Here is a 15033-nt window from a genome sequence, read left to right as displayed (position 1 = left end):
GTCAGGCGTTGTCGACGGAGAGGGAGCCGGAGGTCACGGTGAGGGCCACCCGGTGGGCGGCGGCGGGGTCCCGGGGAACGCCGACCCGGACGTCCGCGGAGGCCGCGGCGGTGGTGACGGCGTAGCCGTCCTCGGTCCTCGGCAGGCGGACGGCGACGGACGCGGAGGTCGCGTGCACGTCGAGTCCGGCGGGGGCGGCGGAGAAGCCGAGGTCGGCGCTGCCGGACACGACGGTGACGGCGGCGTGCGCGGGGCGCAGGTCCCGGGTGGTGAGGCGGATCGAGGAGGCGTCGAGGTCGAGGTCGCCGCCGAGTCCGTCGAGTTCGGCCTCGCCGGAGGTCTGCCGGATCCGCAGGCCGGTGTGCGCGGGCAGCACCAGGGCCAGGTCGCCCGCGCAGGGCTGCGGACGGCCGTCGTCGTCGGGGCAGTTGAGGGTGAGGACGCGGTCGTGGGACGTGCTGCCGCGCAGGGCCGCCGGGTGGCCGTCGGGGCGGTGGAAGCTGCCGGTGACGGCCCGCGCGCCGGGGTCGGCGGTGATCCTGACGGTGCCGGACACCCCGTCGAGGACGACGGTACGGACGTCGTCGGCGCGCAGGCCCGGGAGGGGGCGCCCGGGGCCGTCCGCGGAGCCGCCGTCACCGCCGTCACCTCCGCCGAGTGTGAGGGCGAGCACGACGCCGAGCACGACGGCCGCCGCCCCGGCGAGCAGAAGCGTGCGCTTGGCGGGCCTCCGCCGTGGCGGGATACGCGGCGGGTCCGCCGGTCGCGGCGGCACAGGGGCTGTGTCCATGCCGACCGCCTTCCCCCGCCGCTCCCCCGCACGCCCCGCCGTTCGAGGCCGCCGGGTGCGCGGAGGATACCCGCACCGGCCGCCAACCGCCCGTCACGGCCGACGTTTTGCCGGGACTTTGCGATACGGGACGGGACCGTATCGTAAAGCGGATCTACCCTGGCGGCATGGCCGCCAACGCAACTCCCGCCGTGCCCGAGGCGATACACCGCCGCCGCTGGGCGATCCTCACCGTTCTGCTGTTCAGCCTGCTCGTCGTGGTACTGGACAACTCGATCCTCAACGTGGCGATGAAGACCATCGCCCAGCCCAAGCCCACCGGCCTCGGCGCCAAGCAGAGCCAGCTCGAATGGGCCATCAACTCCTACACGCTGGTCTTCGCCGGGCTGCTGTTCACCGCGGGGCTGCTGGGCGACCGCATCGGGCGCAAGAAGGTGCTGCTCTTCGGCATGCTCGTCTTCGGCGCCGGGTCGGCGCTGTCCGCGACCGCCGGGTCCGCGGGCGAACTCATCGCCTACCGCGGGGTGATGGGCTTCGGCGGCGCCTTCATCATGCCCGCCACCCTCGCCATCATCATGAACGTCTTCGAGCGCGAGGAGCAGCCGAAGGCCATCGGCATATGGTCCGGTGTGGTGGGCCTGGCCATCGCGGTAGGGCCGATCACCGGCGGGCTGCTGCTCCAGCACTTCTGGTGGGGCTCGGTCTTCCTGGTCAACGTGCCGATCGTGATCGCGGGCCTGATCGCGATGTTCGTGCTCGTCCCCGACTCCAAGGACCCGCGGCCCGGCCGGGTGGACCCGGTCGGCGTCATCCTGTCCATGGCCGGTCTGGTCCTGCTGATCTACGGCATCATCAAGGGCGGCCAGCTCGGCGACTTCACCGACCCCGAGGTGTGGCTGACCTCCGGCGGCGGCCTGCTGGTCCTCGTCGCGTTCGTGCTCTACGAGCGCCGCATCGACCACCCGGCGCTGGACATCTCGTACTTCACCAAGCGGCAGTTCTCCGCGTCCGTCACCGCGATCGGGCTGGTCTTCTTCGCCCTCATGGGCGTGACGTTCTTCGTGGTCTTCTACAACCAGTCCGTCCGCGGCTACAGCGCCCTCCAGTCCGGCCTGCTGCTGCTCCCGCTCGCCGCCGCGCAGATGGTCTTCGCACCGCGCGCCCGGCTGCTGGTCGACAGGTTCGGCGCCCGCGCGGTGTGCGCGGTCGGCATGGCCCTGACCGGCCTCGCCTTCATCGGCTTCCTGCTGATGGACGTGGACACCCCGATCTGGGTGCTGGAGGTGCTGTTCTTCGTCATGGGTACGGCCATGGCGCACGTCATGCCGCCCGCCACCGTCATGATCATGTCGTCGCTGCCGCGCGAGAAGGCGGGCTCCGGCTCGGCCGTCAACAACGTCTTCCGGCAGGTCGGCGGCGCGCTCGGGGTCGCCGTCCTCGGCTCGCTGATGTCCACCGTCTACCGGCACGGCATCGACGGCCACCTCGGCGACCTGCCGCCCGCGCAGCGGCACTCGGCGGCCGAGTCCGTGGAGGCGACGCTCGGCGCGGCCGAGCACATGGGCACGAAGGGGGCCGGGATCGTCCAGCCCGCGCACGACGCCTTCATCCACGCCATGCACGTCACCGCCGTGGCCTCCGGCCTCGTCGCGCTGTTCGGCGCGCTCGTCGTCCTGGTCTTCCTGCCCCCCAAGCCGCCCGCCGCGCCCGCGCCGGCCGGCGGCGGCGGCACGGAGGAGCTGGCGAAGGCCGGTGCCGAACGGTGAGCGGCCCACCCGCGGGCCCAGGCCCGCACACCGGCTCAGCCCCGCACACCGGCCCAGGCCCGCACCGCAGCTCAGCCCCGCACCCCGCGCAGGCGGCGGCCCCGCACCCCGACGGCGTGGCCGCCGCGCCGCGCGGCCGGCCGCGGGACGCGGCCGTGGGCCGCAAGGTCGTCGAGACCGTACTGCGGCTCATCGGCGACGGGGCGACCTTCGCGGACCTCTCCGTCGAGGGCATCGCGCGGGAGGCGGGCGTCGGCAAGGCCACCGTCTACCGGCGGTGGTCCGGCAAGGACGCGCTGCTGCTCGACGTCCTCGCGCAGATCGACGTCCCCGCGGACAGCGACCTCACCGGCCCGCTGGGCTTCCGCGGCGCGAGTTTCCGCGACGACCTGTTCGTGGCCGTCGAGTCGATGCGCCGCCGCGGGCTCGCCAAGCGCGACTCGGCGATGCTGCGGAACATGCTCGGGCAGATGCAGAACAACCCGGTGCTGTGGCGGAAGTACCACGACACGGTCATCGCCCGGCGCCGGGCGGCGCTGCGCCGCGTGCTGGAGCACGGGATCGCCATCGGGGCGGTCCGCCCGGAGCTGGGCGACGACCTGGAGCTGCTCGTCGACTTCGTCGCCGGGACGATGATGACCCGCGGCGCCTTCCGCCAGGGCGCCGCGCTCGACGCGGGCCTGTCGGACCGGGTGGTCGACCTGATCCTGCGCGGCATCGCGCCCTGAGGCCCCGCCCGGTGGGCCCGCGTCTCCGAGCCCCGTCGGCGCCGCCCGGTGGCACCGGGCGGCGTCGGCGTCGGATTCGGCGTCGGACTCAGCGGACCGCGGCGTCGGGACGGGTCGCCGGGCTGCGCTCGGCGGACGGGCGGTGCTCGTCGAGGAAGTCCACGATGTGCCCGAAGACGTCGAGCGCGGCACTGCGGCCGATGAACGTGTCGAGGTGGCCGTAGCCGGGGATCTCCACGTAGCGGACGTCCAGTTGGGGGTGCCGGGTGGTGAGGATCTCGTGGCACACCTTGTTGGAGTCGTACCAGAACCGGTTGTCGTCCCCGGAGACGAGCATCAGCGGCGCCTCGATGCGGTCGGCGTCGTCCAGCGCGTTCTTCGGCAGCGCCGCATAGCGGTCGTCGCTGTCGTTGTGGCGCATCATGGTGTGCGCCAGCTCCACGCTGCGCAGGTGCGGCAGCACCCACATGGGGACGGTGCCGTACAGGTCGGCGAGCCGGTCGTGGGTGCGCGGGTCGAGGTTGTCGTGCACGAAGAGCGAGCCGCCGACGCCCCATGAATCGTTGTGCAGGATCTGGCAGTTGGGGTCCTTGCACTCGGCGCCGAGCGACACCTCGGCGAACAGCAGGGCGTACTTCGAGCGCAGCCCCACCTTCCGGATGTCGGTCGGGATGTGCGCGAAGCGCGAGCGCAGCAGCTCACCGCCGAAGTGCAGGCGGGCCCGGGTCTTCCAGGACATCTTGGGGGTGAGGAAGACGCCCTGCGCGACCACTCCGGCCAGGCCCGGCACCAGGCCCGCCGCCATGCTCAGCGACAGGCACAGTGCGCCGATGCAGTGCGCGACGACCAGCAGCGGGCGGTCGTCGGTGTGCTGCCGGACCAGCGCGACGGCCTCGGGGATGTCGTAGAGCGCGACGTCGTCGAAGGTGTAGCGGGTGCGGCCCTCGTTGTACGGGAGCCGGCAGCTGCCGCGCCAGTCCAGCAGCCAGGGCTCGTACCCGGCGTCCAGCAGGACGTCCACCAGGTTGCGGGTCTCCGGCAGCACGAACATGTCCGCGGAGGCGGTCAGGCCGTGCAGGACGAGCACCGCGGGGCGGTCGGCGGTGTCACCGGCGGTGTCGGCGACGACCCGGGTCAGTCCCAGCCGGGTGCCGTCGGAGGCGGTGAACGGGATGTCCTCGACCCGGGCGGACAGGGCGTGCTGAAGAGGCCTGAGCGTCATCGGAGCTGCTCCTTCTCGATCATCAGCTTGCGCAGCTTGCGCCGGTGCTTGTCGCGGTCCCGGTCGATGGCGTCCCGCCGCAGGTCCAGCAGTTCGGCGGCGGCGCGCATCGACGGTTCCGCCAGCCCCATGCCGACCTGGAGGAAGAACCAGGACAGCCAGGTGAGCTTGGCCAGCCGCTGTTCCTGGGAGGACAGCCGCGGATCGACGCGGATGCCGTCGATCTGGTCGGGCACGTAGCTCTTCCCGGGCACCTGCACGACACCGGCGAAGCTCGCGGGTTCGCCCTCGCGCCCGAGGGTGACCTCGACCGTGCGGGTCTGCTTCCAGAAGTCGTGCCGGGCGCGGGCGGTCTTCCAGCCCTCCAGCCACCAGCGGCCGCCGTCCTCGTCCTGGAGGGTCAGCTGGTAGCGCAGCAGCGGGTGGTCGTTGCCGTGCCGGTGCGGGATGCCCTCGTCGGGGCGGACCAGGATCTCGCCGTCCAGCACGGTCAGCGGCTTCGGGTGCAGCCGCGCGCAGACGACCTCGCCGCGCACGTCGATCCTGCGGTGCCGCACCACCTGGTACATACTCGCGACGGACAGCGTGAACGCGGTCCGGCACTCGGTGTCCGGCTCCTGCCCGACCGGGCCGACGCGGCCCCGGGTGCGCTCCCGGAAGGACAGGTAGGGCGGGTCCTCGCGGCTGGGCAGCCGCGCCACGCCGTCCTCGGCCATCCGCTCGAAGGCCTTCAACTGGGCCTCGGAGCCGTAGCGTTCGGGCAGCGGCAGCCGGTGCCGGGCGAGGAACTCCTCGGTGCGGTCCATGCCGGCCGCCGGGCCGAACATCAGGGCCTCGAAGAGCTTGACGGCGGTGGGGCTGCCCAGGATCCGTACCAGGAAGTCGAGTTCGGGGACCGGCTCCTTCTCGTGCCGGCGCATCAGGTCCTCGCGCCACTCCCGCCAGCCGGTCGGGCGGACGTTCATCCCGGCGAGCTTCATGTCCTTGACGAGTTCCGGCAGCGTCTCGGCGCGGCCGGTCAGGTTGTAGTTGCGGCCCCACGCCTGCGGGTCGTAGACGATCGCGGCGGCGACCTTGCTGATCCAGTCCACCGGGGCCAGGTTCATGAAGCGGAACGCCGGGACGGTGCGGAACCGTGAGATGGCGCCGATCAGGCCGGTGCTCAGGTCGCGCGGGTTGTACACCCCGGTACGGGTGTGGCCGCCGATGGCGCCGGGCCGCATGAAGGTGGCGGTCAGCCCGTGCTCGCGGGCCCGCCGCAGCACCGCCTCGGCGGCCCATTTGGACTTGTCGTAGCCCGCGAACAGCCGGTCGACGTGCGCCACCGGGTCGTCCTCGCCCATGGTGGCGATGCCGACCTCGTTGAAGACGGCCACCGACGAGATGTGGTGCAGCGGCTTGGACCGTACCGCCATCGCCAGTTCGGCCAGGTGCAGCGGGCCGATGACATTGGTCTGCCGCAGGGACGGGTAGCCGCGCAGGAAGTCCACGGCGGCGGCCACGTTGACGACCGAGTCGACCTCGTGCGCCAGCCGGTCCCAGCGCTCCTGCGACAGGCCGAGCCTGGGCTGACGCAGATCCGCGGCGAACGCCCGTACCCGGCGCCGGACTTCGCCGGACCACGGCTGGCCGAAGCTCACCAGCGCCTCGCCCAGCCGCCGTTCGGCGGCCGCGTCGTCCTCGGCCCGGACCAGGCACACCACGTCGGCGTCGCCCCGCCGCAGCAGGTCCAGCAGCAGATGGCTGCCGAGGAAGCCGGTGGCGCCGGTGAGCAGGATCAGCCGCGGGGCGATCCGCTCGGCCTGGCGGCTGAACGGCAGCCGGTCGGCGAGGGCGAGGTCGGCGAGGATCATCTCCAGGTCCTCGCTGCCGGCCCCCTCGTCCGACGACGTGCCCGGTGAGGTGTCCGGGCCCGCGGGCAGGGCCCCCGTCCGTACGGCGGGCAGGGTGTCCGCGGCGCCCGGACCGTCCGGCTCCGCCGTACGGTCCGGGGCGTGCCGGCGGGCCAGGCGCGCGGGCCGGGCGTCGGCGAAGACGTCGTCCAGGCTCATCGTGACGTCCAGCTCGCGCGCCATCAGCGAGACGAGTTCGACGGCGTCCACGGACGACAGCCCGGCGTCGAACAGATCCGTGTCGACGTCGGCGGTGTCGCCGGGCAGGAAGCGGGCGGCCAGGGCCGCGATGGAGGCCGCGAGCTGCTCGGCGCCGCGCGGCCGGGCGCCACCGGGGGACGGCCGCGGTGCGGGCGGCGCCGCGGCCTTGCGGAAGCGGGCCAGCAGATCGGCCGCCTGGGTGCGGCGCGTGCCGCCCCGCTCCAGCGCCTCGGCCTGCGCCTCCGCCTCCCGCCGGGTGTCGCTGCTGTCGCGGCTCGCGCCGCCGTCCGGCTCATGCATTGCCGACCTCCGCTGCCGATTCCGATCCGAGGCCCCAGGAACGGAACTCCCGGAGTTGTGCCGGTGCCATCTCCGTCTCCAGCCGCCGCGCCTCGACCTCGCCGCCGCCCAGGCGGGAGACCAGGCGCCGGGCCGGGATGTTGCGCGGTGTGTGCTCGGCGACCAGGCGCACCGCCGTGCAGCCCAGCGCCTCGGCCCGGTCGGCGAGCCAGGCCAGCAGCCGGTCCTCCACCCCCCGGCCGAGCACGCGGCAGCTCATCATCCAGGCGGTCACCTCCAGCGCCTCGCCGTCCTTGCGCAGGGCGAGGACGCCGATCTGCCCGTAGGCGCCGAACCGGTCGCGGGCGGTCGCCGTCCACACCTCGCCGTCCCGCCGCAGCCGTTCCAGCCCGGCGTCGTCCAGCGGGCGCGGCCGGAGGTTGAACTGGTTGGTGCGGCGGCTGAGCTGGACGGTGCGTTCGGCCGTCGCGGCGGACACCGGTTCGATGTCCAGCTCCAGCCGCAGGTTCTCCAGGAACTCCGCGAAGCCCAGCTCCGCACGGGCGGCGTCACGTACCCGCTCCTGCTGGTAGAAGTCGGCGCGGGCGGCGTCCTCGGTGGTCGCCGCGCGGGGCACCATCGGCCACAGCCGGGTGACGAAGTCGGCGAGCCGGTCGGCGGGCGGGCAGGTCAGGCAGAGCACCCCGGGGAGCTGGGCGCGTACGGCGGCGATCTCCACCGGGTTGTCGTCCAGGAAGAGGAAGCTGTCGACGCCCAGGTTGAGCTGGTCGGCGATCCGCGTGATCCGGGTCCACTTGGGCTCCCAGGCGGCGGAGATCGCCGCGAAGTGCTCGCGGCCCAGGAGGCTGTCGGGCCGGTCGAGGACGGCGTGCACGGTGTCCTCGTCGTTGTTCGAGACGAGTGCGAGCAGCACTCCGGCGGCGCGCCACTGGAGCAGCCGCCGCGCGAGCAGTGCGCGGGGTCCGGTCAGATCGACGTTCTCCGGGCCCGCCTCCCCCGCGACGCCGCTCCACAGCGTCTCGTCGCCGTCGACCACGATGACCTTCGGCGCCTTGCGGCGTGCCTGCTCCAGCACGTCGGCCAGCCGCAGCGCGACGACCGCCTGGAACTCCTCCTGGAAGGGCAGATGGGCCATCTGGTCGGTGCGCTCGTCGAAGATCTCGTCGAAGCCGCCGTCCGGATACTCGTCGGCCCAGCACCCGGACGGCAGCACGGCCACCCCGGGCTGCTCGGCGAGCCCGCGCGTCACCTGCTCCTCCCAGCCGCGCAGCCGCTCGTCGGGCGCCCGCTCGGGGAGGAAGGCCACCACGACCGGGGTGCGGGTGCGCTCGGCGAGGGCGCGCAGCGCGGCCGGGTACTCCGTGGCCAGTTGGGCGGGCAGGTCGTCGTCGCCGGGGGCGAAGCGGACGAGGTCGCCGGGGCGCAGCAGGACGAGCGCGGCGGCGGTGCCCGGCGCGGCCAGGACGCTGCCCGGGTCGTGCAGGCTCGCGAGGACCTGGTGGTAGGGGGCCTCGGCGACCTCGAAGGCGCCGCCGAGGGCGTCCTCCAGCGCGACGCCGACCAGGGCGGGGAGGTTGCCGAGGGCGAAGGTGGCCGCGACCGCGACCACGCCGGGGGGCTCGGCGGCGGGGGCCTCCTCCCGTACCGCCGTCTCCCGCTCGGCCGCGGGGGCGGGGAGGACGGCCGGGACGGCGGGGACGGCGGGGTCGGCGGCGATCTCCGCGGCGACGGCGAGGACCCCCTCGGCGAGGGCCGCGCACGCCGCCTCGTCGAGGATGTCGGTGCTGTACTCCAGCACCACCGTGTCCAGGCCCGGCATCACCGTGATCATCAGGTCCAGGTCGGACCAGCCGGTCCCGGCGGGCAGGACCGACAGCTTCCCGGCGGCCCCGGCCTGCGGCGGCATGTAGTTGAAGTACACCTCGACCAGCGGGGCGTTCCTGCGGTACAGCCCCTCCGCGACCATGGCCGGCATCGCGTCGAAGAAGCTGATGCCCCGTTCCAGCAGGCGGCTGAGCCCCTGGTCGGTGCGCCGCAGCACGTCGGTGCCGGTGTCGTCCGCCGCGAGCCGGGCGGCGAACGGGATGGGCAGGCCGAAGTAGCCGATCGCGTCCAGCGCGCCCACGTGCATCCGGGTGTCCACCGGTACCGCCAGCACGAAGCGGTCGCGGCCGCGCAGCCTCGCCAGGTGCACGGTGAGCGCGCCGAGCCAGAACGCGGCGGGCGTCACGCTCAGCCGGGTGGCTGCGTCCGCGACCCGCCGGGCCAGCTCGGGCGGCAGGTGCGTCAGGTGCGTCGCCGACCGGTAGGTCCGCTCGGCGGGGCGGGGCCGGGCCAGTTCGAGGTCGAGCCGCTGGGCGCCCGCGAAGTCGGCCCGCGCGTCGGCCGCGGTGGGCGGCGCGTCGGCCGCGGACGGCTGGGAGCGCAGCAGCAGTTCGACGTCCCGGTTGGTGACGGCCGCGGGCGGTGCCTGACCGGCGAGTTCGGCGTCGAGTTCGTGCGCGACGAGCATCAGCGACGCCAGATCGGAGACCGCGTGGTGCGCCCCGAAGACCAGCACCTGGTCGCCCGCCGGGCCGGTGACCAGCTCGAACCGCCACAGCGAGGGGCGGGTGAGGTCGAACAGCGGTTCCATCAGCGCGTGCAGCCGCGCGGCCGGATCGACGGCGTCCGCCGACTCGGTCCACCGCAGCAGGTCGTCGGCCGCGGCCCGGTGCACCTCCAGCCGCTGCCCGCCGTCGTCGTCCGGGACGACGGCGGTGCGCAGCGCCGCGTGCCGCCCGGCCAGCCGGTCGAGCGCCCCGGCCAGCCGGTCCCGGGTCGTCGGCTCCGCGAGGCGTACGGCCAGTCCGACGTGGTGGGTCGCGCCGGGGGTGTCGCTCCGCTCGGTCCGCAGCAGCCGTACGACGTCCCGGGTGGCGGGGTAGTGCGCGATCTCCGCGACGGCGGTGGCGGCGGCGGCCGGTTCGGCGCCGTCGGCGGGGGCCGGGCTGCCTCCGGCGGTGGCGGCCCCGGCGAGCACGGCGTCGGCGACGGTCTCGACGGTGGCCGCGTTGAACATGGTCGCGATCGGCAGGGTCTGGCCGAAGTCGGTCTCGACGAGGCTGCGGATCTGCATCGCCATCACCGAGTCCAGGCCCTGCCCCACCAGCGGCGCGGTGACGTCGAGTTCGTCCGTGCCGAAGCCCATCGTGCCCGCGAACCGGTAGCGCAGCCGGGCCACGACCTCCTCGCGGGAGGCGGGTACGGCCGGTCCCCCGGTACGGACGGCCGGGCCGCGGGCGGCGCGCACGCGCGGCGGGTACAGCCCCGTCAGCAGCGGGGGCAGCAGGCCGGGGTCGGTCGCGCGCAGGACCGGCCGGTTGAGGGCCGCGGCCACCAGTACGGCCTGGTCGGCCCCGGCAGCCGCGGGGTCCGCGGCGAGCGCGGCGTCCAGCAGGGCGAGCCCCTGCTCGGTGCCGAGGGCGGTGATCCCGCCCCGGTTGATCCGCTCGATGTCCGTCTCGGCGAGGTGCCCGGTCATCCCGGTGGCCTCCGCCCACAGGCCCCAGGCCAGGGAGAGCCCGGCGGCGCCGGTACGGCGGCGGTCCTGCGCCAGCGCGTCGAGGAACGCGTTGGCGGCGGCGTAACCGGCCTGCCCGGCGGCGCCGAGGACCCCGGCGGCGGAGGAGAAGACGACGAAGGCGGACAGCGGCGTACCGGCCGTCAGCTCGTGCAGATTCCACGCGGCGTCCACCTTGGGCCGCAGCACGGCGTCCAGGGCGTCGGCGTCGATGGAGTCGACGATGCCGTCCCGCAGCACTCCGGCGGAGTGGACGACGGCGGTCAGCGGACGGTCCTCGGGGACCGCCCGCAGCGCCTGCGCCAGCTGGTCGCGGTCGGCCGCGTCGCAGGCCAGGACCGTCACCTCCGCACCGGCCGCGGCCAGTTCCGCGCGCAGGGCGGGCACCCCCTCGGCGTCGGGCCCGCGCCGGGACAGCAGCAGCAGATGGCGGACGCCGAGCCGGGCGGCATGCCGGGCCGCGTGGGCGCCGATCCCGCCCGTCCCCCCGGTGATCAGCACCGTTCCGCTGCCGAGCGCGTCGAGGGGTGTGCGGGACGGCTGCGGGGAGCGGTGCCGCAGCCGCGGGACGAGGACACGGCCCGCCCGCAGGGCCAGTTCCGGGGCGCCGGAGCGGGCGGCGGCCGGCAGGACGTCGGCGGCGGGGGCGCCCGCACCCTCGGTGTCGATCAGGACGATACGGCCCGGGTTCTCCGCGCGGGCCGCTCGTACCAGGCCCCACACCGCGGCGTGGGCGAGGTCCACCGATGCGCCGTCGTCCTCCTCCGCGCCGGTCAGGACCGCCCGGGTGGTCACGACGGCCAGCCGGGCACCGGCGGGCCGCGGCTGCGCCAGCCACTCGCGCAGCCCGTCCAGCGTCTCGTGCAGGACGCGGCGGACGCGTTCCGGCGCGCTGCCCGCGTTCGCGGCGGGTACGGGAACCCGCAGCAGCGTCGGCTCCGGTGCCTCCGGGGCGTCCGGCAGGTCGGCCGCGGTCCACTCCAGGGCCAGCAGCGTCCGTTCACCGCTCTCCGGCACGGCGAGGTCGGCGGCCGTCACGGAGCGGACGAGCAGGTCGTCGATGCGGACGACCGGCGCACCGGAGGCGTCCGCGGCCTCCACCGTGTAGGTGTCGGGCCCGGTCGCGGTGACGCGGACCCGGATGCCGCCCGCGCCGCGGCCGTGCAGGGTGACGGCGCCGAAGGAGAAGGGCAGCGGCGTCCGGCCGTCCGCGCGGTCGGCGTCGTCGGCGCGGTCGGGGCCGCCGGCCCGGTCGGCGGCGGCCGCCTGGAGCGCGGCGTCGAGCAGGGCGGGGTGCACGCCGAACGCGGTCGCCTCCTCGGCCTGCCGCCCCGGCAGGACCGCCTGGGCGAGCACGGCGCCGTCCGCGCGCCACAGGTCGGACAGGCCCTGGAAGGCGGGACCGTACTCCAGCCCGGCGGCGGCCAGGGCCTCGTAGTGCGCGTCCACGTCGAGCGGACGCGCGTCGGCGGGCGGCCACGCGGCGCCGAGCAGCTTCCCCGCGTCCTCCGACAGCGGCGCGGATCCCTCGACGAGGAGCCCGCGGGCGTGCAGGGTCCACTCCGCTGTGCCGTGCCGCCGGGAGTGGATCTCCACCGGCCGCCCGGTGCCGTCGGCGGCGCCCACCTGCACCTGGAGATCGACGTCCCCGCGCTCGGGCAGCGACAGCGGCGCGTGCAGGGTCAGGTCGCGCACGCCGGGGTGGCCCGCCATGTCGCCCGCGTGCAGGGCGAGCTCGACGAAGGCGGTGCCCGGCAGGACGACAGTGCCGTGCACGGCGTGGTCGGCCAGCCACGGGTGCGTGGCCCGGGAGACCCGGCCGGTCAGGACGACCTCGCCCGTACCCGCGAGGTCCACGGCGGCGCTGAGCAGGGGATGACGCACGGGGTCGAGACCGTTGGAGCGCACGTCGGTGCCGGATACGGGGGCCTGCCAGTAGCGCCGGTGCTGGAAGGGGTACGTGGGCAGGTCGGCGAGCCGGCCGCCGGAGAGCCACGACGACCAGTCGACGGCGACCCCGGCCGTGCACAACTCGGCAGCGTGACGCAGGAGTTGATCACGCCCGCCCTCGTCCCGGCGCAGGGTGCCGACCGCGGTGAGAGCGGTGACCCCGGCTCCCGAGGCACCTTGCGCGACCGCGCCGAGGAGGACGGGGTGCGGGCTGACTTCGACGAAGGTCCGGTGGCCTTCCGCCAGGAGGGTGGAGAGGGCCCGGTCGAAGCGGACGGGCTGGCGAAGGTTGGTGAACCAGTAGTCGGCGTCCATGGTGGCGGTGTCGATGACCTCGCCGGTCACGGTGGAGACCAGGGGGATGTCGGAGCTGCGGGGCGCGATCCCGTCGAGTACGTCGAGGAGTTGGGCGTGCAGTTCCTCGACCTGGGGTGAGTGGGAGGCGTAGTCCACGGCGATCCGCCGTGCCTGGACGCTCTCCTGTTCGCAGCGCTTCACGAAGGCGTCCAGCTCGTCCGGGGCCCCGGACACCACAACCTGCTCGGGCCCGTTGACCACCGCCACCGCAAGCCCGTCGGTGAGCCACTCCGCCACTCGGTCGGCCGACGCGAGGACCGAGACCATGCCGCCGCGACCGGCGAGTGTGCGGATCGCCCGCGACCGCAACGCCACCACCCGCGCCGCGTCCTCCAACGACAGCGCACCCGCCACACACGCGGCCGCGATCTCCCCCTGGGAGTGGCCCACCACGGCAGCCGGACGGACCCCCAGCGACTCCCACACCGCCGCCAACGACACCATCACCGCGAACAACACCGGCTGGACCACATCCACCCGCTCCAGCTCAGCCCCGTCCCCCCGCACCACCTCCAACAACGACCAGTCCGTCAACGCATCCAGCACGGTGGCACACTCACCCATCCGCGCAGCGAACACCTCAGAGGTCTCCAGCAACTCCCGTGCCATCCCCGCCCACTGCGAGCCCTGACCCGGGAACACCCACACCACACCGCCTGTTCGCACCGAACCGACCACCGCGTCCGAGGTGTCCTCACTGGCGGCCACCGCAGCCAGCGCCGACGACAACGCCTCACGGTCCGCACCCAGCACGACAGCCCGGTGATCCAGCAGAGCCCGCCCGGCAGCGAGCGTCAGCCCCACATCCCGCAACCCCAGCCCCGGAGCGTCGTCCAGGTGAGCGAGCAGCCGCGCGGCCTGGCGTCGTACACCGTCCTCGGTCCGCGCCGACAGCACCCACGGCAGGAGGGCCCCGGTGGGTTCGGGGGTCGGCAATTCCGGGGGGACGGGGGGCGCTTCGAGGATGACGTGGGCGTTCGTGCCGCTGTAGCCGAAGGAGGACACCGCCGAGCGACGGGGGCGGTTCGCGTCCGGCCAGGGGCGGTTCTCGGTCAGCAGCCGCACCTGGCCCTCGTCCCAGTCGACGTGGTGCGACGGCTCGTCGATGTGCAGGGTCCGGGGCAGGACGCCGTGCCGCATCGCCTCGATCATCTTGATGATGCCCGCGGCTCCGGCCGCGGCCTGTGTGTGCCCGATGTTCGACTTCAGCGAGCCCAGCCACAACGGGCTGCCGTCGGGGCGCTGTTGGCCGTACGTCGCAAGCAGCGCCTGCGCCTCGATCGGGTCGCCCAGCGCGGTGCCGGTGCCGTGGGCCTCCACCACGTCCACGTCGGCCGTGTCAAGTCCCGCGGCCGTCAACGCGTCGCGGATGACACGCTGTTGGGACGGGCCGTTGGGAGCCGTCAGACCGTTGGACGCACCGTCCTGGTTCACCGCCGAACCCCGCACCAGCGCCAGCACCCGGTGCCCGTTGCGCCGCGCATCCGACAAGCGCTCCACCACCAGCACGCCGACGCCCTCGGCCCACCCCGTACCGTCCGCCGCGTCCGCGAACGCCTTGCACCGCCCGTCCGGCGCCAGCCCCCGCTGCCGCGAGAACTCCACGAACGTCGTCGGGGACGACATCACCGTCACCCCGCCCGCCAGCGCGAGCGAGCACTCGCCGCTGCGCAGCGCGCGGGCGGCCAGGTGCAGGGCGACCAGGGAGGACGAGCACGCCGTGTCCACGGTGACGGCGGGGCCCTGGAGGCCCAGGGTGTAGGCGACGCGGCCGGAGACGAGGCTGCCGACGCTGCCGCCACCGGGGTCGTAGTCGTGGTGGAAGGATCCGGCGAAGACTCCGGCACGGGTGCCCTTGAGGGTCTGCGGGTTGATCCCGGCGCTCTCCAGCGCCTCCCAGGACGCCTCCAGCATGAGGCGCTGCTGCGGGTCCATGGACAGCGCCTCGCGGGGGGATATCCCGAAGAACGCCGGGTCGAATTCCGCCGCGTCGCGCAGGAAGCCGCCGGAGCGGGTGTAGGTGGCGCCCGCGCGGCCGGGTTCGGGGTCGTAGAGCGTCTCGACGTCCCAGTCGCGGTCGTCGGGGAAGTCGCCGACGGCGTCCTCCCCCTTCACGACGAGATCCCACAACTGCTCAGGGGTGGACACGCCGCCGGGCAGCCGGCAGGCCATGCCGACGATCGCCACGGGCTCGTCGCGGCGGGTCTCCAGCTCCTGCAACCGGCCGCGGGTGGCGTGCAGTTCCTCGGAGACCGCCTTGAGGTA

General features: G+C 74.4%; 5 protein-coding genes and 1 pseudogene. 2 read left to right on the top strand and 4 right to left on the bottom strand.

Annotated elements, in window-relative coordinates; genetic code table 11:
* Position 1: 1 nt before the first annotated feature.
* Positions 2-790 (bottom strand): hypothetical protein, encoded by a 789-nt coding sequence (locus ACWERV_RS01695; protein ID WP_452927380.1) that lies wholly within the window; start codon positions 788-790, stop codon positions 2-4.
* A gap of 167 nt (positions 791-957) precedes the next feature.
* Here ACWERV_RS01695 and ACWERV_RS01690 point away from each other — a divergent pair, with 167 nt between their 5' ends.
* Both ACWERV_RS01690 and ACWERV_RS01685 read left to right on the top strand, forming a co-directional pair.
* On the top strand, positions 958-2556 hold the full coding sequence (locus ACWERV_RS01690; RefSeq protein WP_452927377.1) for a DHA2 family efflux MFS transporter permease subunit: 1599 nt from the start codon (positions 958-960) through the stop codon (positions 2554-2556).
* Positions 2553-3284, top strand: a complete 732-nt coding sequence (locus ACWERV_RS01685) for a TetR/AcrR family transcriptional regulator (RefSeq protein ID WP_452927374.1) — start codon at positions 2553-2555, stop codon at positions 3282-3284. Before ACWERV_RS01690 ends, ACWERV_RS01685 begins: the two co-directional genes overlap by 4 nt.
* 88 nt (positions 3285-3372) lie before the next feature.
* Here ACWERV_RS01685 and ACWERV_RS01680 read toward each other — a convergent pair whose 3' ends face one another.
* The 3 genes and pseudogenes from ACWERV_RS01680 to ACWERV_RS01670 form a co-directional block, all read right to left on the bottom strand.
* Positions 3373-4506, bottom strand: a complete 1134-nt coding sequence (locus tag ACWERV_RS01680) for an alpha/beta hydrolase (protein ID WP_452927371.1) — start codon at positions 4504-4506, stop codon at positions 3373-3375.
* A complete protein-coding gene (locus tag ACWERV_RS01675) occupies positions 4503-6899 on the bottom strand; it encodes a thioester reductase domain-containing protein (protein WP_452927368.1) in 2397 nt (798 codons plus the stop codon). Before ACWERV_RS01675 ends, ACWERV_RS01680 begins: the two co-directional genes overlap by 4 nt.
* Positions 6892-15024: pseudogene (locus tag ACWERV_RS01670) on the bottom strand (HAD-IIIC family phosphatase); the annotation flags it as partial. The gene ACWERV_RS01675 and the pseudogene ACWERV_RS01670, both read right to left, overlap by 8 nt.
* Positions 15025-15033 lie beyond the last annotated feature (9 nt).

It is taken from the genome of Streptomyces sp. NPDC004031 (genome assembly GCF_053604375.1).
The sequence above is the reverse complement of the archived record's forward strand: the minus strand, read 5'-3'. Positions and strand labels throughout refer to the sequence as shown.

What these genes read in the sequence shown, in the direction of transcription:
- ACWERV_RS01695 (WP_452927380.1), bottom strand. Translation starts at nt 790, where the DNA reads ATGGACACAGCCCCTGTGCCGCCGCGACCGGCGGACCCGCCGCGTATC.
- ACWERV_RS01690 (WP_452927377.1), top strand. Translation starts at nt 958, where the DNA reads ATGGCCGCCAACGCAACTCCCGCCGTGCCCGAGGCGATACACCGCCGC.
- ACWERV_RS01680 (WP_452927371.1), bottom strand. Translation starts at nt 4,506, where the DNA reads ATGACGCTCAGGCCTCTTCAGCACGCCCTGTCCGCCCGGGTCGAGGAC.
- ACWERV_RS01675 (WP_452927368.1), bottom strand. Translation starts at nt 6,899, where the DNA reads ATGCATGAGCCGGACGGCGGCGCGAGCCGCGACAGCAGCGACACCCGG.